The 17,558-nt window shown below is 70.0% G+C and carries 15 protein-coding genes; 8 read left to right on the plus strand and 7 right to left on the minus strand.

Going from position 1 to position 17,558, the window contains the following annotated elements; translation table 11 throughout:
• Positions 1 to 105 precede the first annotated feature (105 nt).
• Together PV734_RS30925 and PV734_RS30930 are read left to right on the plus strand one after the other, a co-directional pair.
• On the plus strand, positions 106 to 549 hold the full coding sequence (locus tag PV734_RS30925) for a Zn-ribbon domain-containing OB-fold protein (RefSeq protein ID WP_319292951.1): 444 nt from the start codon (positions 106 to 108) through the stop codon (positions 547 to 549).
• Positions 549 to 1,178, plus strand: coding sequence for a GNAT family N-acetyltransferase (locus PV734_RS30930; protein ID WP_319292953.1), 630 nt, complete (start codon positions 549 to 551; stop codon positions 1,176 to 1,178). Before PV734_RS30925 ends, PV734_RS30930 begins: the two co-directional genes overlap by 1 nt.
• On the opposite strand, the gene PV734_RS30935 is transcribed toward PV734_RS30930, so the two are convergent.
• Both PV734_RS30935 and katG read right to left on the minus strand, forming a co-directional pair.
• Positions 1,156 to 1,851: a pyridoxal 5'-phosphate synthase gene (locus PV734_RS30935; protein WP_319292955.1), complete on the minus strand. Its 696-nt coding sequence runs from the start codon at positions 1,849 to 1,851 to the stop codon at positions 1,156 to 1,158. The genes PV734_RS30930 and PV734_RS30935 overlap by 23 nt on opposite strands.
• A 100-nt stretch (positions 1,852 to 1,951) precedes the next feature.
• Positions 1,952 to 4,180 carry a catalase/peroxidase HPI gene (katG, locus tag PV734_RS30940; protein ID WP_319292957.1) on the minus strand — a complete coding sequence of 743 codons (2,229 nt, stop codon included), beginning with the start codon at positions 4,178 to 4,180 and terminating at the stop codon, positions 1,952 to 1,954.
• A gap of 324 nt (positions 4,181 to 4,504) precedes the next feature.
• On the opposite strand from katG, the gene PV734_RS30945 reads away from it, so the two are divergent.
• The gene (locus PV734_RS30945; RefSeq protein WP_319095389.1) at positions 4,505 to 4,915 is read left to right on the plus strand and encodes a Fur family transcriptional regulator; all 411 of its coding nucleotides are present in this window, start codon (positions 4,505 to 4,507) and stop codon (positions 4,913 to 4,915) included.
• Between the two features lie 87 nt (positions 4,916 to 5,002).
• On the opposite strand, the gene PV734_RS30950 is transcribed toward PV734_RS30945, so the two are convergent.
• Complete coding sequence (locus PV734_RS30950; protein WP_319292959.1) at positions 5,003 to 5,575, minus strand: helix-turn-helix domain-containing protein; 573 nt, start codon at positions 5,573 to 5,575, stop codon at positions 5,003 to 5,005.
• A 127-nt stretch (positions 5,576 to 5,702) separates the two neighbouring features.
• On the opposite strand from PV734_RS30950, the gene PV734_RS30955 reads away from it, so the two are divergent.
• A complete protein-coding gene (locus PV734_RS30955; protein ID WP_319095387.1) occupies positions 5,703 to 6,206 on the plus strand; it encodes an isochorismatase family protein in 504 nt (167 codons plus the stop codon).
• 51 nt (positions 6,207 to 6,257) lie between these two features.
• Here the strand turns inward: PV734_RS30955 and PV734_RS30960 are convergent, their stop codons facing one another.
• A complete protein-coding gene (locus PV734_RS30960) occupies positions 6,258 to 7,427 on the minus strand; it encodes a thiolase C-terminal domain-containing protein (protein WP_319292961.1) in 1,170 nt (389 codons plus the stop codon).
• 169 nt (positions 7,428 to 7,596) lie between these two features.
• On the opposite strand from PV734_RS30960, the gene PV734_RS30965 reads away from it, so the two are divergent.
• Both PV734_RS30965 and PV734_RS30970 read left to right on the plus strand, forming a co-directional pair.
• Positions 7,597 to 8,829, plus strand: coding sequence for an acyl-CoA dehydrogenase family protein (locus PV734_RS30965; protein WP_319292963.1), 1,233 nt, complete (start codon positions 7,597 to 7,599; stop codon positions 8,827 to 8,829).
• Positions 8,829 to 9,311 carry a nitroreductase family deazaflavin-dependent oxidoreductase gene (locus PV734_RS30970; protein ID WP_319292965.1) on the plus strand — a complete coding sequence of 161 codons (483 nt, stop codon included), beginning with the start codon at positions 8,829 to 8,831 and terminating at the stop codon, positions 9,309 to 9,311. Before PV734_RS30965 ends, PV734_RS30970 begins: the two co-directional genes overlap by 1 nt.
• 132 nt (positions 9,312 to 9,443) lie before the next feature.
• Here PV734_RS30970 and PV734_RS30975 read toward each other — a convergent pair whose 3' ends face one another.
• A complete protein-coding gene (locus PV734_RS30975) occupies positions 9,444 to 10,091 on the minus strand; it encodes a TetR family transcriptional regulator (RefSeq protein ID WP_319095383.1) in 648 nt (215 codons plus the stop codon).
• Positions 10,092 to 10,236: 145 nt separating this feature from the next.
• Here PV734_RS30975 and PV734_RS30980 point away from each other — a divergent pair, with 145 nt between their 5' ends.
• The gene (locus PV734_RS30980) at positions 10,237 to 10,956 is read left to right on the plus strand and encodes a VOC family protein (RefSeq protein WP_319095382.1); all 720 of its coding nucleotides are present in this window, start codon (positions 10,237 to 10,239) and stop codon (positions 10,954 to 10,956) included.
• Positions 10,957 to 11,196: 240 nt separating this feature from the next.
• Positions 11,197 to 13,581, plus strand: a complete 2,385-nt coding sequence (locus PV734_RS30985) for a serine/threonine-protein kinase (protein ID WP_319095381.1) — start codon at positions 11,197 to 11,199, stop codon at positions 13,579 to 13,581.
• Between the two features lie 234 nt (positions 13,582 to 13,815).
• On the opposite strand, the gene PV734_RS30990 is transcribed toward PV734_RS30985, so the two are convergent.
• Together PV734_RS30990 and PV734_RS30995 are read right to left on the minus strand one after the other, a co-directional pair.
• Complete coding sequence (locus tag PV734_RS30990) at positions 13,816 to 16,116, minus strand: LamG domain-containing protein (protein ID WP_319292967.1); 2,301 nt, start codon at positions 16,114 to 16,116, stop codon at positions 13,816 to 13,818.
• Between the two features lie 291 nt (positions 16,117 to 16,407).
• On the minus strand, positions 16,408 to 17,349 hold the full coding sequence (locus PV734_RS30995; protein WP_319292969.1) for a hypothetical protein: 942 nt from the start codon (positions 17,347 to 17,349) through the stop codon (positions 16,408 to 16,410).
• Positions 17,350 to 17,558: the final 209 nt, after the last annotated feature.

Genomic DNA, 17,558 nt, shown 5'->3' on the forward strand with positions numbered 1-17,558 from the left:
GGTGGGGCAGAGGGCCTGGTTGCGGGGGTGCGGTGAGGGCATACTGAGCGGACGCGACGAACTGACGTACCGTCAGATCCGGGTGATCGGCAGGGGGCCGTGGACATGGGCACGGACAGCGGAACGGACACGGGCAGGGGCCGGTTCGACATACCCGAGGTGGACGCCTTCACCCGTCCCTACTGGGACGCGGCGGCCGAGGGGCGGCTGCTGGTGCGGCGTTGTGGGGGCTGCGGGCGCGCTCATCACTATCCGCGCGAGTTCTGCCCGCACTGCTGGAGCGAGGACGTCACGTGGGAGACCGCGAGCGGACTGGCCACGCTCTACACCTGGTCCGTCGTCCATCGGAACGACCTGCCGCCCTTCGGGGAGCGCGTGCCGTACGTGGCCGCCGTCGTCGATCTCGACGAGGGGCCGCGGATGATGACCGAGGTGGTGGGGGAGTCGCTGCGGGTCGGGATGGGGCTGGAGGTCGCCTTTCGGGAGGGAGTGCCCGTGTTCCGTCCCCGGGGTGGGAGTCGTACAGCCGTACGGGCTTCAATGGGGTGATGGCCCATATTCATGAGCGGTCCCACGCCCACCCCGTGTCCGAGTTTCCCGAGCTGCTCGGCCAGGGACTCCGGCTGCGGCAGTGGCGCGCTGACCAGGACACCGACGTCGACGCCTGGCTGCGCGGGCTGACCGACCCGGACTTCCGGCGCTGGAACACCCCGATGAAACCGGTCACCGACCTCGACAGCGCCCGGGACTCCCTCGGCACCCGCTCCGGGACCGCGCCGGACGGCTCCCGGGTGTCCTTCTGCGTCACGGACCTCGCCACCGGCGCGATACTCGGCCACCTGGGCGTCAACGACATCGACCCCTTCATCCGGGTCGCCCGCGTCGGCTACTGGGTCCTCCCCGAGGCCCGTGGCAGGCGCGTCGCCACCCGCGCCCTCGGCACCCGCTGGGCCTTCGACAGCCTCGGCCTCAACCGCCTGGAACTCGGCCACGCCCTCGGCCACGACGCGTCCTGCCGCGTCGCCGAACACTGCGGCTTCCGGTACGAGGGGACCCTGCGGGGCGCGATGTTCGAGGCGGAACGCCAGGACGTGTTCCGGGACGTTCACCTGCACGGGCGGATCGCTCAGGACCCGGAGCCGGACGACACGATTTCTACGGCCACAGCAGCTCCCTGAGCCAATCCGTGGCCGTAGTCGCGCGGTGGTACCTGAGCCGTACGTGGCGGCGCTGGGCGTCTCCCTGGAAGAACTCGGCCTCGTCGGGGCGCAGTCGGTACAGGGTCCAGGTGGGAGCCGGTGCGGTCGGCTCGCGCCGCGCCCGTTCCCAGGCGTCCTGGGAGGCGTGCGCCAACTCGGCCAGGGAGCCCAGTACTTCGCTCTGGCGGCCGGTCAGCGCGGCGGCCAGTGCTCCCGTCGAGTGGGCGTGCAGGTCGGCCTGTGCCTCGGGCGAGGGGGCGGATTCGACGGGGCCCCGGAGCCGGATCTGGCGGCCGAGGGCGGGCCAGTAGAAGTGGAGTGCCGCGTAGGGGCGTGCCGCCAGTTGCCGGCCCTTGGCGCTTCCGGAGTGGGAGGCGAAGGTCCAGCCGTCGGTGTCCGCGCCGTGCAGCATCACGGTGCGTACGTCGGGCAGGCCGTCCGCGTCCGACGTGGCCAGGGACATGGTGTGCGGTTCGGGCTGCCCGGCGGCGACCGCCTCCGTGAACCAGGTGGTGAAGAGGGGGAGCGGGGAGGTGGGGGCGGACTCCGGGTCGAAGGCCGGCAGCGTGGTGATGTCCGGGGACCAGACCCGCAGGGTCCTGAGCAGGTCGTGGAGATCCGGTTCCGGGCGCGCGGAGGCAGAAGGTGGCATGGGGACGAGTATCGGGGAGGGCCTGTCCACGAAAACGTCCAGGCCGACCCGTACGGGCCGGCCTGGACGCTGTTACTCGCCTGCTCGGGCGAGTGGTGGCTCAGACGAGGTCGAAGCGGTCCGCGTTCGAGACCTTGACCCACGCCTTGACGAAGTCCTTGACGAACTTCTCCTTGGCGTCGTCGCTCGCGTAGACCTCCGCGACCGCGCGCAGCTCGGAGTTGGAGCCGAAGACCAGGTCGGTGCGGGTGCCGGTCCACTTGACCTGGCCCGAGGCGTCGCGGCCCTCGAACGTGTTCTTGTCCTCGGACGTGGCCGTCCACTCCGTGCCCAGCTCCAGCAGGTTGACGAAGAAGTCGTTCGTCAGCTTGCCGGGGGTGTCGGTGAAGACGCCGTGCGAGGAGCCCTGGTGGTTGGCGCCGAGGACGCGCAGGCCGCCGACGAGGACGGTCAGCTCGGGGGCGCTCAGGCCCAGCAGGTTCGCCTTGTCGAGCAGCAGGAACTCGGCGGGAAGGCGGTTGCCCTTGCCGAGGTAGTTGCGGAACCCGTCGGCGGTCGGCTCCAGGGCGGCGAAGGACTCGACGTCCGTCTGCTCCTGCGTCGCGTCCACGCGGCCCGGCGTGAAGGGGACCTCGATGTCGAAGCCGGCGTCCTTGGCCGCCTTCTCGACGCCCGCGGCGCCCGCGAGGACGATCACGTCGGCCAGCGAGACCTGCTTGCCGCCGGACTGCGCGGCGTTGAAGGACGACTGCACGCCCTCCAGGGTGCGCAGCACCGTGGCGAGCTCGTCCGGGCTGTTGACCTCCCAGGAGGCCTGCGGCTGGAGGCGGATGCGGGCACCGTTGGCGCCGCCGCGCTTGTCGCTGGCGCGGAAGGAGGACGTGGCGGCCCAGGTGGTGGAGACCAGCTGGGACACCGTGAGGCCGGAGGCGAGGAGCTGCGCCTTGAGGGCGGAGACGTCGGCGGCGTCGACCAGCTCGTGCGTCACCGCGGGGAGCGGGTCCTGCCACAGCAGCGTCTCGGACGGGACCTCGGGGCCGAGGTAGCGGACGACCGGGCCCAGGTCACGGTGGGTCAGCTTGAACCAGGCGCGGGCGAAGGCGTCCGCGAACTGGTCCGGGTTCTCGTAGAAGCGACGGGAGATCTCCGCGTACGCCGGGTCGAACCGGAGCGCGAGGTCGGTCGTCAGCATCATCGGGGGCTTGGACTTCGACGCGTCGTGGGCGTCCGGGATGGTGCCCGCACCGGCACCGTCCTTGGCGACCCACTGGTTGGCGCCGGCCGGGCTGGTGGTCAGCTCGTAGTCGTACTCGAAGAGGTTCTTGAAGAACCCGTGGCTCCACTGGGCCGGCGTGCTCGTCCAGGTGACCTCAAGGCCACTGGTGATCGCGTCGCCGCCCTTGCCGGTGCCGTACGAGCTCTTCCAGCCGAAGCCCTGCTGCTCGATCGGGGCGGCCTCGGGGTCGGGGCCGACGGCGTCGGCCGGGCCCGCGCCGTGGGTCTTGCCGAAGGTGTGGCCGCCGGCGATGAGGGCGACGGTCTCCTCGTCGTTCATCGCCATGCGGCGGAACGTCTCGCGGATGTCGCGGGCCGAGGCCAGCGGGTCCGGGTTGCCGTTGGGGCCCTCGGGGTTGACGTAGATGAGGCCCATCTGGACGGCGCCGAGGGGCTCCTCCAGCTCACGGTCGCCGGTGTAGCGCTCGTCGTCGAGCCAGACCTTCTCGGGGCCCCAGTACACGTCCTCGTCGGGCTCCCACACGTCGGCGCGACCGCCGCCGAAGCCGAAGGTCTCGAAGCCCATCGACTCCAGGGCCACGTTGCCCGCGAGGATCATGAGGTCGGCCCAGGAGAGGCTCTGGCCGTACTTCTTCTTGACCGGCCACAGCAGACGGCGGGCCTTGTCGAGGTTGCCGTTGTCCGGCCAGCTGTTCAGGGGGGCGAAGCGCTGCTGACCGGCGCCGCCGCCGCCGCGGCCGTCGCTGATGCGGTAGGTGCCCGCGCTGTGCCACGCCATACGGATCATGAACGGGCCGTAGTGCCCGAAGTCGGCCGGCCACCAGTCCTTGGAGTCCGTCAGCACCGCGGTGATGTCCTGCTTCACGGCGGGAAGGTCAAGGGTCTGGAACGCGGCGGCGTAGTCGAACTCCTCGCCCAGCGGGTTCGACACGGCCGGGTTCTTCGCGAGGATCTTCAGGTTCAGCGACTCGGGCCACCACTGGCGGTTGCCGCCGCCCTGGGTCGGGTGCGCGGCGCGCGTGTGCGCGACCGGGCAGCCACCCGTGCCCTCGGTTTTCGCGTCGGTGACGATCGCGTCATGGTTCTCAGACATGGGAATCCTTCCGGACGGGGCAGATCTCGGTGCTGCTGTTGCTCACGAACTGCGTTCTCAGGAACTGGAGGGGTGGTGAGGGGTGGGGGGACGGTCGGGCGCGTGGAGGAGGTCACACACGCCGTCTCGCCGCTGCTGTCTCCTGCTGCACTGGTGCCGCACTGGAGTCTCTTCCTGTCCCTCGGATCCCTTGGCCATCGCCGTAAGCGATCCTACAATGGACAAGGTCCAAGTCAAGAAGTGTGACAAATCCATATCCTATCGGAACCCGGACGTCCACTGGTAAAATCCGTGTATTCGACCGAACTTGAATAGGTGAACGATATGAGCGACCTGCTGGAGCGACTGCGTGGACGCGGCTGGCGGATGACTTCCCAGCGGCGTGTCGTTGCGGAGGTCCTCGACGGCGAACACGTCCATTACACGGCCGACGAAGTGCACGCCCGCGCGGCCCAGCGGCTGCCGGAGATCTCCCGTGCGACCGTCTACAACACCCTGGGTGAGCTGGTCTCCCTCGGGGAGGTCATAGAGGTCGCCACGGACGGCCGCGCCAAGCGCTACGACCCGAACGCGCACCACCCCCACCACCACCTGATCTGCTCGAACTGCGGCACGATCAGGGACGTCCACCCCACCGGCGACCCCCTCGCGGACCTCCCGGCGGAGGAGCGCTTCGGCTTCACGGTGTCCCAGGTGGAGGTCACCTACCGGGGGCTGTGCGGGGCCTGCGGGTAGCTCCGCTGGAGGGCGGCGACAGGTTGTCGGTTCGCTGCGGGCTCGCTGTGGCTGGTCGCGCGGTTCCCCGCGCCCCTTTGGGGGCGCTCAACTCCTCGCCCGCAGCCCGTCGCACAGCACCGCCAGTGCCAGGCGGGGGTCCGCACCCGCGTTCGCCCGGTGGCGCAGGGCCAGGAGGATGCCCGACAGGAGGGCCATCAGGTCCGCGATGCCGATGTCGGGGCGGATCGTGCCGGCGGACTGGGCGCGGGTCAGCAGATGGCCGATCACGCGGTGCAGGTCGGCGGAGGTCGCGTCGACCGTGGCCCGGACCTCGGGGCCCGCGTGGGCGATGGCGTCGATCAGATCCGCCTTAGTCACCGCGTCCGTCACCAGCCGGTCGAGCACCGTGAACAGCGCCGCGCCCGGGTCCGCCGCGTCGCGCAGGGCGCGGGCCTCGGCGAGGAGCGGGTCGAGCCGCTCATGGACCACCGCCTCGAACAGGCCCTCCTTCGTGGGGAAGTGCCGGTACAGCGTGCCCGGGCCCACGCCCGCGCGGCGCGCGATCTCGTCCAGGGACACCGAGAGCCCCTCGGCGGCGAACGCCTCCCTCGCCACGGTCAGCAGCCGGTCCCGGTTGCGGCGGGCGTCGGCGCGCAGGGGCCGGTTCTCTGTGGCCATCTCCGGGTCTCCCTCGTCGTGAACCTGCCATGGAGCCTTTAAGCGGGGCGCTGTCTCCGGTACGGTGCGGCTAACCGGGGCGCGCTCTCCGATTTTAGCCCCGCTTTCCTCCGCAAAGGTGAACACCATGGCCACCGGCACCGCGTTCCTCGCCCTCGACTACGTCACCTACATCGTCGACAACTTCAGCCACGACCCCTCCGTCGCCGAGCGCGCCGCACACGCCCTCACCGCCGCCCGTACGGCCGGACTGCCCGTCTTCCATGTCGTCCCGCAGGGCATGAGCGAGCAGATCCACCCGCTCCTGACCCCCGCCGAGGGCGAGACCGTGCTGACCAAGACCAGCTTCAGCGCCTTCGCCACCACCGGACTCCGTGAGCTGCTGGAGGCCGCCGGGGTCGGCCGGATCGTCGTCGCGGGCGTCGCCACCTCCGGGACCGTGCTGTCCACCACCCGGTGGGCGGTCGACACCGGCTTCCAGGTCACCGTCTGCGCCGACGCCTGCGACGACCCCGACCCCGAGGTCAACGCCGTACTGCTCGACGAGTCGGTCGCCCCGAAGAGCTGGATCGGGTTGTGGCGCATCGCCGACGTCCTGCCGGCGGACGGGATCCCCGAGCTGAGGGTGTGAGACGTGGATCCCCGGGCTGAGGGTGCGCGGTGAGCCCCCGGGAGTGCCTGCTCACCCCCGGCCCAGCACCACCGTCCCGGACGAGCAGAACCAGCCCCCGGTGCCGGAGGCCACCCCCAGCTCCGGCAGGGCTCCCGCGGTTGTACGGACCTGCCGCGCACCCCCGTCCCCGCGCAGTTGCCGTACCGCCTCCACCAGCAGGAACAGGCCCCGCATTCCCGGGTGCTGGGCCGAAAGGCCGCCCCCGTCCGTGTTGACCGGCAGCTCGCCGCCCGCCACCCGCAGACGGCCCTTCGCGGCGTCCACGAACTCCCCGCCCTCGCCCTTCCCGCAGAAGCCGAGGTCCTCCAGCGTCACCAGCGTCATATAGGTGAACGCGTCGTAGATCTCCGCGAAGTCCATCTCGTCCGGCCGGACTCCCGCCCGCTTGAAGGCGATCCGCCCGCTCACCGCCGCCGGGGACACCGTGAAGTCGGCCCACTCCGACATGCTCACGTGCGAGACGTGCTCCCCCGTCCCGAGGATCCACACCGGCCGCGTACGGCAGTCCCGTACGTACTCCTCGGCCACCAGCAGCACCGCCGCGCCCCCGTCCGAGCGCAGGCAGCAGTGGAGCTTGGTGAAGGGGTCCGCGATCATCGGGCCGTCGAGCACCTCGTCGACGGTGATCGGCGTCCGGAACATCGCCTCCGGGTTCAGCGCCGCGTTGTCCCTCGCCTGGACCGCGACCGACGCCAACTGCTCGATCGTCGTGCCGTATTCGTGCATGTGCCGGCGTGCGGCCATCGCGTACTTGGCGATGAGCGTGTGGCCGTACGGGACCTCGAACTGCAGCGGGCCACGCGCGCCGAAGGACAGGTTCCCGGTCCGGCGGCCCGCCTTGACGTCCGCGCGGGCCGTGGAGCCGTAGACGAGGAGTACGGCGTTCGCGTGGCGCGCCGCTATCGCGTCCGCCGCGTGCGCCGCCATGACCTCCCAGGTCGAGCCGCCCACGGAGGTGGAGTCGACCCAGGTGGGGCGCAGGCCGAGGTATTCGGCCACCTCGGCGGGGGCCAGCGTGCCGAGACCCGCGGACGCGAAACCGTCCACCACCTCCCGGCCGAGCCCAGAGTCCGCCAGTGCCCGCCGGGCGGCCTGCGCGTGCAGTGCGTACGGGGTGACGTCGTCCACCCGGCCGCAGTCCGACAGGGCCACCCCGACGATCGCGACCTTCCGGCTCATCGCCCGTCCTCCCGCCGTCCGTCGCCCGTTCGTTGTCGACTCAGCATGAATCTGACGGTATATCAGCTCCGACTCTGTGCGGCAGGGTCCGTCCGCCCTAATATGACGAACCGTCAGATCCGTCGGTTCCCGCTGAACGGGCGCTGCGGACGCCCAGGAGGGGCAGGTCATGGACGCCCGATTCACCCCCGAGCAGGACCACATCCGCCGTACCCTCCGCGAACTGCTCCACAAGCGGTGCGCGCCCGGTGACGTACGGGCCGCCGTCGACACCCCCAGCGGGTACGACCCGGCCCTCTGGACCGCCCTCGCCGGCGACCTCGGTCTGCCCGGCCTGGCCCTGCCCGAGGCGCACGGCGGGGTCGGCGGCACCACGACCGAACTCGCCCTCGCGGCAGAGGAGTTGGGGCGAGCCCTGGCGCCCTCTCCGCTGCTCGCGACCGCCGTACTGGCCGCCCCTCTCATCACCGCCCTCGGCACCCCCGCCCAGCGTGCCGACCTCCTCCCACGCATCGCCTCCGGCGCCCTGACCGCCACGCTCGCCGTCCCCGGCACCGCACTGGCCGCCGTGCTCTCCCTCAACGGCGCGCCCGACCGCGACTGGGCCGGGGGCGGGCGGGCCGGCGGGGTGCAGGCGGCCCGGAAGGACCCGGGCTGGCGGCTGTACGGGCAGGTCGGCCAGGTTCTCGACGGGCACAGCGCCGGGCTTCTCCTCGTCGCCGCGCACGCCGGTGGATACGCCCGTTCGCGCACCCTTCTCTTCCTCGTCCCCGGCGACGCCCCCGGACTCGTCCGCCACCGGCAGACCTCCCTCGACGCCACCCGGCCGCAGGCGCGCCTCGAACTGCGTGACGTACCGGCCGAGTTGCTGGGCAACGAGGAGAGCGGAACGGGCGATGCGGGTGACGGTGTGGGCGCCGACCTCGCCCTCGCCGTCACCCGCGCCCTCTCCCTGGCCGGAGACGTGGCCGCCACCGTGCTCGCCGCCGAGGCCGTCGGGGCCGCCGACCGGATCCTGGGGCTGACCGTCGAACACGCCCTGCGGCGCGTGCAGTTCGGGCGGGCGATCGGGTCGTTCCAGGCCGTCAAGCACCGGCTAGCCGATGTGTACGTCCAGGTCCAGGCGGCCCGCTCGGCCGCCTACTACGCGGCCTGGGCAACTGCCCACGAGGGTGAGAGAGTTGGCGGGCTCGCCCTCGCCCAGGCCCTCGACTCCCTCCGTACGGCCGCCGCCGAGGGCATCCAGCTGCACGGCGGTATCGGCTTCACCTGGGAGCACGAGGCCCAGCTGTACTTCAAGCGCGCCGCCGGCGACGAGCTGCTGTTCGGACCGGTGCACCGGCTCCGGGCGTACGCGGCCGAGGCCGCGCGGCTCTTCGACACGGGAGAGGTGACCGTCTGATGCCAGTGACAGCGACCAGGGTCGTGAAAGCGGTCCAGAAGATGTCCTCGGCGCCGGCCTTCGCGCGGATCGCCCCGCACGTCGTCCCCGCGCTCGACCGCGCCGTACACCGGCTGACCAGGGGCAAGGTGCTGCTCAGTGCCCAGCTGCTGCCCGGGGTGGTGCTCACCGTGCGCGGGGCGAAGAGCGGGCTGCCACGGCGTACCCCGCTCGCCTGTATGCCGGAGGAGACGCACAGCTGGCTGCTCATCGGGTCTAACTTCGGGCGTACCGGTCATCCCGCCTGGACCGCCAACCTCCTCGCCCATCCGGACGCCGAGGTCAGCTGGAAGGGGCAGGACATCCCGGTCACGGCCCGGCTGCTGGCCGGCGAGGAACGGGACGCGGCCTGGAAGGCGCTGCTGGCGTTCTGGCCGCCGTACGCGACCTATCAGGCGCGGGTCGAGCGGGAGATACGGATCTTCCGGATCGTACGGCGCTGAGTAGGCGCTGAGTGCCGGGCGAACTCGTCCCCGGTGCGCGACAGGCGGTGGTCCACCGGAGTGAACCACCGCCTGTGTGACAGGACTTGGGCCGGTTGAGGCGGCCATGGAACCTGGAATAGAAGGTCGGCGCTATTTCGTCGGCTTCTTGCCGGTCACGCCCAGGTGGACCAACTGAGCCAGGTTCGGCTTCAGTTCGGCCTGTTTCACACCCCAGGTCTGGAAGCCCTTCTGATGCGAGGCCACCGCCGCGAGCATCGCGACGAGGGAGCCGGCCATCGCGGCGGGGTTGACGTCCTTGTCGACCCTGCCCTTGGCCTGGAGCTCGGTGACCGTGTCCGTAAGGGAGTTGGTCACGGAGTTGAGGATCTTCATGCGGATCTTGTAGAACCGCTTGTCGCCCTCGGCGGCGCCGAGATCGACGACCCTGAGGATCGCGTCGTTCTTCCGCCAGAACTCCAGGAACCCGTCGACGAGTTCCTGGGCGGTCTGCCAGCCGGCCTTGCCGACCCAGGACCGCCCCGCGAGCAGCTGGGTCAACCCGGCGCCCTCGGTGGCCATTTGCTCGGCGATCTCCAGGACGGCGCCTTCGACGTCCGGGAAGTACTGGTAGAAGGTGGCGGGTGAAGTCCCCGCCTTCCGGGCGACATCGATGACTTTGACGTCCCGGTAAGGGGAGGAGCTGAGCATCTCGCTGAGGCAGTCGAGCAGCTTCTGCCGGGTCGCCTGCCCACGCCGACCCGCCACTCGGCCGTCGACGGTACGCACTTGTCCTGTCATGCCGTCAGCTTACCGAGGGGTGATCGGAGCGCGATTCGGCCGACTGCAAATGGGGTGCAATGGTGATCCGTGGGCGCTCAGGGGCGGCTTTGCCTGGTCCCGCGCCTGCTCTGCGGGATGCGTGAAGGACCGTTAACTTGACGGTATGGCCGAAAACAGGGCATCCGCCCGCACAGAGGGCGTCCCCTGCTGGGTGGACGCCCAGCTGCCCGACGTCGAGGCGGGCAAGCGCTTCTACGGTGAGCTCTTCGGGTGGACCTTCCAGGAGAAGGAGGGCCTCACGCAGGCCCTGCGCGAGGGCGAGCCCGTCGCCTCCCTCGCCCACAAGGCGGACGGCCGGATGCCCACCGTGTGGACGGTGTACTTCGCCAGCCCGTACGTCCACGCCCTCGTCGCCCGGATCCACGCGGCCGGCGGGCAGGTGATCACCGCGCCGGTCCCCTTGGGCGAACTGGGGACGATGGCACTGGCCGCCGACCCCGAGGGAGCTGTGTTCGGCCTCTGGCAGGCCGGTACGCACCCCGGTTTCGGCCGCCGCCACGAGCCCGGCACCTTCGCCTGGGCCGAGCTGTACGCCCGGGACACGGCCGTCGCCAACACCTTCTACGGCAACCTCTTCCACGAGGCGCTCTTCGGACCCGAAGCGGCCCCCGACTTCGGCCGGGCCGCGGTCTCGGAGGTGTTCCCGGCCGAGATGCCGCCGCATTTCCTGGTCCACTTCGCCGTCGAGGACATGACGGAGGCGCTCGGGACGGTGAACCGGATCGGCGGCCGGGTCCAGGTGCCGCCCTTCGACACTTCGTACGGGAATGTGGCGGTCGTCACGGACAATCAGGGAGCGTCGTTCGCACTCCTCCGAAAATGAGCGGCCGATGGCTGTCGTGAACCGCCAGGAACGGGCGTGAGTCGTCGCGCGAGCGCCCGCGTGGAGGGGTTTTGTGGCTGTTTGGGTTGAGACATCCCCTTTCGGAGGCGAGTTCGCAACCTGTGCCCCGGCCAGGAAGAATCGGGGTGCGTGCCGCCAAGGCGGTGGCGGTGGTGAGACGCTGCACGGGGTCGCGTACATATGTAGGTGACGCGGCTCGTACGGGGAGGTGGCAGGCAAGTGGTGGATCAGCTGACGCAGCACGATCCGCGGCGGATCGGGCCGTTCGAGGTGCTGGGACGGCTGGGTGCCGGCGGCATGGGGCTGGTCTATCTCGCGCGCTCGGCCTCGGGCCGACGGGTGGCGATCAAGACCGTCCGGACGGAACTCGCCGAGGACCAGCTGTTCCGGGTCCGCTTCACCCGTGAGGTGGAGGCGGCGCGGGCCGTCTCCGGCTTCTACACGGCCGCCGTCGTCGACGCCGATCCGCGCGCCGCCGTGCCGTGGCTCGCCACCGCGTACGTGCCCGCGCCCTCCCTCGAAGAGATAGTGAACGAGTGCGGGCCGATGCCGGCCCAGGCGGTGCGCTGGTTCGCGGCGGGGGTCGCGGAGGCGCTGCAGTCCATCCACGGCGCGGGGCTCGTCCACCGCGACCTGAAGCCGTCGAACGTACTGGTGGTCGAGGACGGCCCCCGGGTCATCGACTTCGGTATCGCCTCCGGCGTCTCGAACACCCGTTTGACGATGACGAACGTCGCCGTCGGAACGCCCGCCTACATGTCCCCCGAACAGGCGAAGGACTCGCGCAGCGTGACCGGCGCCAGCGACGTGTTCTCGCTCGGCTCGATGCTGGTCTTCGCGGCCACCGGCCACGCCCCCTTCCACGGCGCGAACCCCGTCGAGACGGTCTTCATGCTGCTGCGTGAGGGCCCGGACCTCGAAGGCCTGCCGGACGAACTCCGCCCCCTCATCGAGTCCTGTATGCAGATGGAGGCGACCAACCGCCCCAACCCCGCCGACCTCCAGGCGCAGCTGGCTCCCCACCTCTTCGGCTCCGGCTCCGACGACAGCGGTACGGCCTCCGCATGGCTGCCCGAACGGGCGACGGCCCTCATCGAACAGCGCCGGGGAGGCCGTCCGGCGGCCAAGCCGCAGTCCTCCGCCGGCCGCAGCGGCGGCAGGCTGGCGATCCCGCCGCCGCCCTCGCACGACCCGGCGCCCGGCTTCGGCCGAGGCCCGGGCCCCGGCCCCGTACCCGGCCCGATGCCGTCCGCCCTGCCCACCGGAGCGCCCGACACCGGTCCCGTCCGGCTGGCCGGCGCCCCCGTGCCCATCGGCCCCGGACCGCGCGTCTCCGACGCCCGCGCCGCCGCCGTCCAGGCACCCCCGCCGGAGTCCGGCCTCGTCGCCTCCTGGTCGCGCCCCCGCCCCGGCGTCAACGGCGCCGACCCCAACCCCGTCCCGGTCGCGCCGCAGCTGCCCCCGGAGTCGCCCGCGGGCTGGCGCCCCTGGCGTTTCCGTATGTCGAACGACGTCTGGGGCACCCCGGCCGTCGCCGGTGACCTGGTCTACGTCACCTCCTTCGAGGTGCACGCCCTGGACGTGATGACGGGCCGCCGCCGCTTCAAGACGAGGGACGTCGCCTGGTCGATGGCGGTCGCGGACGGCCGTATCCACGCCTCCGACGGACCGACCCTGTTCGCGCTCGACGCCCGCGAGGGCATGGACCTGTGGCGGCTGTCCACGGACGCCTGGGTGTACTCGCTGAAGGCGGACCGGGGCACGGTCGTCACCGGAACGCGCGGTGGCGGCGTCCAGGGCTGGGACGCGGCCACCGGCCAGAAACTGTGGGAGCACACCGGCGCCCAGACGGACTTCGAGTCCCCGGAGGCCGGCCCGCACGTCCACGAGGGCACGGTGTTCGTCTGGCAGGAGGGGCGACTGCGCGCCCTGGACGCCCGTACGGGTGACGAGCGCTGGTCCTACCCGATCGGCGACGCCGCCTCCTGCGGTGGAGTCCCGGTACGGCTGACCCCGGGCCCCGACGGCCAGGTCTACGTCTCCGCGGGCACCCGGGTCCTGGCGATCGACGTCGCCGCGGGCCACGTCCGCTGGCACTTCGAGGCCCCGGCGGTGTTCCTCTCGCCGCCCACCTTCGCGCCGGGCCCCGCGGTCACGGGCGGCGGTGTCTACCTCGCCGACTACCTCGGCACGGTCTACGCCCTCGACGCGGCGGACGGACGGGACAGGTGGCGGATCGCGACCGAGTCGCGCGCGTCGATCGAGCCCGTACTGGTGGCGGCGGGGCACGTGCACGTCGGCAGCGGTAAGGGCCTGTACACCCTCGACGCGGTCACCGGTACCCCCAAATGGCGGTTCCAGGCGGGCGGCGACATCGTCGGCGCCCCGGCGGTGGCCGAGGGCCGTATCCACTTCGGCTCGACCGACCACCTCCTGTACACCCTGAAGGCCGACGACGGACGCCTCAGATGGAAACTGGCGACCGGCGGTGAGATCACCGGGGCCCCGGTGGTCAAGGACGGTGTGGTGTACGCGTGCAGCAAGGACCGGTGCGTGTACGCGTTGGACGCGGAGAAGGGGACGGGGACGGCTCGGACCGGGTGAGCGGTCGCCCTCTGGGCGGGCGGAAGGGGCGAAGGCCGGATCCCTCTGGGCGGGCGGAGGGCGAAAGCCGGTGTGCGGTGGGCGCTGTTCGGTGTCTGGCGCTGTCTGGCGGTGCCGCCGGGGTCGGGTGAGCGGTGTTCGAGTCGCTGGACGAGATCGCCACCGGCCTTGGACTCCAGGAGGGGCCCGGGTGACCCGGGCCCCTCCCTGATCTCAGCTGATCCGGATCGCCTTTCAGGCCGGGGGCCCCTGGAGGAGGATCTTGCCCGGGTAGGCACTCATCAGCGGGTCGGTGACCGACGCCGGAGCGTTGGTGACCACCATCATCTTGTCGGTCGGCCCGTTGTAGGTGACCACCAGTCCGTATGTCGCGTCGTCATTAGGATCGATCGCCTGGTAGACCGCCTCGGTGACCTTCTTGATCTCGGCGGCGGTGAACTGCTGGCTCTTCGCGATGGCGGGCTGGGGCCAACTCGTCGGTGTCTGCCCGGAGGAGTCGGTCCAGTCGGTCGGCGTCTGCACGGAGAGGTCTCCGGTGTAGTCGGACGGGTAGGTGACCACCGGCCCCACTTCGGGGTCGTCGAAGTACGAGATCGCGCAGTTGTAGTTGGCCAGCTCCTGCAGCTGCTCCATGTGCTTCGCGGGCTCGTCGGCCCTGTCCTGGACCTGCGGCGCGGTCAGGGCGTGGTCGTAGACGCGGAAGTCGCGCATCCGGCCCTTGAAGTACTTGTCGTTGGCGTAGAGGGATCGGCCGAGGTAGTTCGCGGTGGTTGTTCCGTTGCCGATCGAGCCCGGGGTGATGGTGACGTTGGTGTTGCGGGCCTTCTCCACCCCGTTCTCGTAGAGGATGCCGGTGGTGCCGGTCTGGGTGTACGTGACGTGCTTCCAGGTGCCGTGCGGCAGTGTGTAGGTGCCGCCCGAGGGCTGGATGTCCTTCTTGGCCGTGTAGTCGGTGAGGGAGGCCGAGGTGCGGAAGGTGTCGCCGGTGGTGAACAGGTAGCCGTCGCCGTTGCCGTTGGTGGCGTTGCTGTTGCCGAGCCCGTAGAAGAAGTACGGCTTGGTCAGGGTGTCGTCGACCCACACGTCGAAGTCGACGCTGATCGAGTTCAGCCCCTTCATGATGTTGTCCGGCATCTTGACGTAGGTGTCGGAGCCGTTGAAGCCCAGCCCCTCGGCGCCACCCAGGTCGGCGGCGTTGTAGATCCAACCGTCGCGGCCGTTGCCCGAGGAGTCGTGGGCGACCTCACCGACGGGCTCGTCCAGCTTGTAGTCCAGCAGCAGTCCCTGGGTGGTGCCGACTTGCGCCGGCCGGCACGCGGGCGGTGCGGGAGGGACGTCCGTGGACCTGTCGATCACGAGTTGGCCGGCGTACTGGGTGGTCAGGGGGTCGGTGACCGAGGCCGGAGCGTTGGTCTCCGCGATCACCCGGTCGCTCATCCCGTCGTAGTGGACGGCCAAGGTGTACGTCGTGTCGCCGTCGGGCTGTACCGCGGCGTAGACCGCGTCCTGCAGGACGGTGATCTGATCGGCCGTGAACTGTGGGCTCTTCGCGGTGGTGGGGGTGGGCCAGAGCGTCGGTGTCCGACCGGAGGAGTCGGTCCAGTCCGGTGGCCGCTGGATGTTGTCGATGTCCCCGGTGTAGTCGGACGGGAAGATGAGGACCGGGCCGATGTTGGGGTCCTCGAAAGCCGCGAGCGCGTTGTTGTAGACGGCCAGGGCCTGCAGCTCCTCCGACTGCAGCTCCATGTCGTTGGCTCTGTCCTCGACCTCGGCCGGGGACAGGGACTTGTTGTAGACGCGGAAGTCGCGCATCCGGCCCTTGAAGTACTTGTCGTTGGCGTAGAGGGACCGGCCGAGGTAGTTCGCGGTGGTTGTTCCGTTGCCGATCGAGCCCGGGGTGATGGTGACGTTGGTGTTGCGGGCCTTCTCCACCCCGTTCTCGTAGAGGATGCCGGTGGTGCCGGTCTGGGTGTACGTCACGTGCTCCCATCCGCCGTGCGGCAGTGTGTACGTGCCGCCCGAGGGCTGGATGTCCTTCTTGGCCGTGTAGTCGGTGAGGGAGACCGAGGTGCGGAAGGTGTCGCCGGTGGTGAACAGGTAGCCGTTGCCGTTGGTGCCGCTGGTGTTGCCGAGCCCGTAGAAGAAGTACGGCTTGGTCAGGGCGTTGTCGACCCACACGTCGAAGTCGACGCTGATCGAGTCCAGCCCGGCCATGATGTTGTTCGGCATCTTGACGTAGGTGTCGGAGCCGTTGAAGCCCAGCCCCTCGGCACCACCCAGGTCGGCGGTGCCGTTGACCGTGCCGTCAAGGCCGTGGCCCGAGGAGTCGTGGGCGACCGTGCCGGCGGACTCGTCCAGCTTGTACCGCAGCAGCAGACCGTCGGTGATGTCGGCCTGGGCCGGAGCGGCGGTCGTCAGCAGCCCGCCGGTGGCGACCAGCGCGAGGGAGCAGGCGGCGACGAGACCGGTCCGCATCCGTCGCATGGGCGAGGTGGCCGTCCGGGTTCTCACCCCCGGCTCGTTCTTCTTCAGCATGTGTTGCCTTTCGTGTCGGGGTGAGCCCAATGGCTTCGCCGGCGGATTCCGCCGGGGTGGGCAACGGGAGTGCTTTCACTCCTCATCGGCGATCGGCTTGTTTCGCGCGGCCGTGGTGCACCGGCGCCGGCCCGTGTTCGTCGAGAAGGGGCGGCGCGGAGAACGCCTGGGGCGGCCTGCGCCTGCGGGGCTCGGTCGGGCGGCCGGGCGGGCGAACCTGAAGCGCGGCGGATTCAGCTGGTGCAGGGTGAACGGGATGCCGCCGAACGGAATTCTTTCGGAATTCCAAGGTCAGCGGTGGCAGAAGTCCAGCGTCGAACAGCCGCGGGTGTACGGGTTCGCGGGCAGTTCGGGGATGTTCATGTTCGAATGGAACCCGAAGTGGGAATCCAGATCGCTTTCCGGGTTGTAGAGGATTCGCGCCTGTGTGTGAAAAGGATTCCCGGCGAAACGATGGTAGTGGAAGGTGACGGTCCGCTCATTTATGAAGCCGCCTCTGGCCTGCGCCGTCAATCGGTAGATGCGGACGCCGGAGATCGCCTCTCGCGGAATCCGGTGAACGTAGGCCCATTCGTCCTGGACGTTGAACCGGTGAAGTTCCGGATTCCCACGGGTCTGATCGGGGACGTACACCGCGTTCCTCGCCCACACGGGATCGATGGTGTAGACGAGGGCCTCCGCTGTCACCTGTCCGTTGATGCAGCTCTCCATCATGAAATTGCCAAGCACCGGAATGAACGCGTAGAAGGCGAGCCGCCCGGTCGAACAGCGTGGCTGCCGCGCCATGGAATTCAGCGCCACTAGTCCGTGAGTGCGCGCGAACGTCTCCGCAACGGATAGCGTGCCTGACGTCGGGATGTAGTTGCTGTTGCGATATCTGTCGCCTCGGACGTGGCTTTCTATGTCGTCGTTGGGCCCCCACGAGGTGAAGCCGTTGCGAAAGATGTCGTTCGGCAGGCGGTTTTCTCCGCGATACAGCACGGATGGGAAGCGCCTCTGGGTTTGAAGATTTTCGTTTTCCACGTTGGGGCAGGAAGACGACCCTTCTCCCGAATGGGCACCTCCCGGGCATTCGGTGATCGATACAGCCTGTGCCGATGGGGCCGATGTCATCGACAGGAGCGCCTGGAGCAGCGCTATCGCGATGGCGACCGCGAAGAAAGCGGAGAAAGCACGCTTCCCTTTTCTGGATCTCGTCTTTCCGCGTACATGCGCTGCGGTTCGCTTGAACATGTGTCCTCCGGGCTGAATGAGGAGAGTACGAGGTGCATACCGGCTGAAGGTCGGCTTTTACCGGGACCGGCTTCTTCGAAGCGGTCACGAAAAGCCGCCAGGGTGTCGGCCAGGGCCCCGGCGTTTGCCCGGGTCGTCCGGTTTGATCATGTGATGCCGTAGAGGCTGAGGACGAGGGTGCGTTCGGTGTGGGCCCGGCGGCCGGCGGC

It is taken from the genome of Streptomyces sp. AK08-02 (assembly GCF_033795085.1).
Classification (GTDB): Bacteria; Actinomycetota; Actinomycetes; order Streptomycetales; family Streptomycetaceae; genus Streptomyces; species Streptomyces echiniscabiei.

Bases quoted from the DNA above. Each gene is read 5' to 3' on its own strand.
- PV734_RS30925 (WP_319292951.1), top strand. From the start codon at position 106: ATGGGCACGGACAGCGGAACGGACACGGGCAGGGGCCGGTTCGACATA.
- PV734_RS30930 (WP_319292953.1), top strand. From the start codon at position 549: ATGGCCCATATTCATGAGCGGTCCCACGCCCACCCCGTGTCCGAGTTT.
- PV734_RS30935 (WP_319292955.1), bottom strand. From the start codon at position 1,851: ATGCCACCTTCTGCCTCCGCGCGCCCGGAACCGGATCTCCACGACCTG.
- katG (WP_319292957.1), bottom strand. From the start codon at position 4,180: ATGTCTGAGAACCATGACGCGATCGTCACCGACGCGAAAACCGAGGGC.
- PV734_RS30945 (WP_319095389.1), top strand. From the start codon at position 4,505: ATGAGCGACCTGCTGGAGCGACTGCGTGGACGCGGCTGGCGGATGACT.
- PV734_RS30950 (WP_319292959.1), bottom strand. From the start codon at position 5,575: ATGGCCACAGAGAACCGGCCCCTGCGCGCCGACGCCCGCCGCAACCGG.
- PV734_RS30955 (WP_319095387.1), top strand. From the start codon at position 5,703: ATGGCCACCGGCACCGCGTTCCTCGCCCTCGACTACGTCACCTACATC.
- PV734_RS30960 (WP_319292961.1), bottom strand. From the start codon at position 7,427: ATGAGCCGGAAGGTCGCGATCGTCGGGGTGGCCCTGTCGGACTGCGGC.
- PV734_RS30965 (WP_319292963.1), top strand. From the start codon at position 7,597: ATGGACGCCCGATTCACCCCCGAGCAGGACCACATCCGCCGTACCCTC.
- PV734_RS30970 (WP_319292965.1), top strand. From the start codon at position 8,829: ATGCCAGTGACAGCGACCAGGGTCGTGAAAGCGGTCCAGAAGATGTCC.
- PV734_RS30975 (WP_319095383.1), bottom strand. From the start codon at position 10,091: ATGACAGGACAAGTGCGTACCGTCGACGGCCGAGTGGCGGGTCGGCGT.
- PV734_RS30980 (WP_319095382.1), top strand. From the start codon at position 10,237: ATGGCCGAAAACAGGGCATCCGCCCGCACAGAGGGCGTCCCCTGCTGG.
- PV734_RS30990 (WP_319292967.1), bottom strand. From the start codon at position 16,116: ATGCTGAAGAAGAACGAGCCGGGGGTGAGAACCCGGACGGCCACCTCG.
- PV734_RS30995 (WP_319292969.1), bottom strand. From the start codon at position 17,349: ATGTTCAAGCGAACCGCAGCGCATGTACGCGGAAAGACGAGATCCAGA.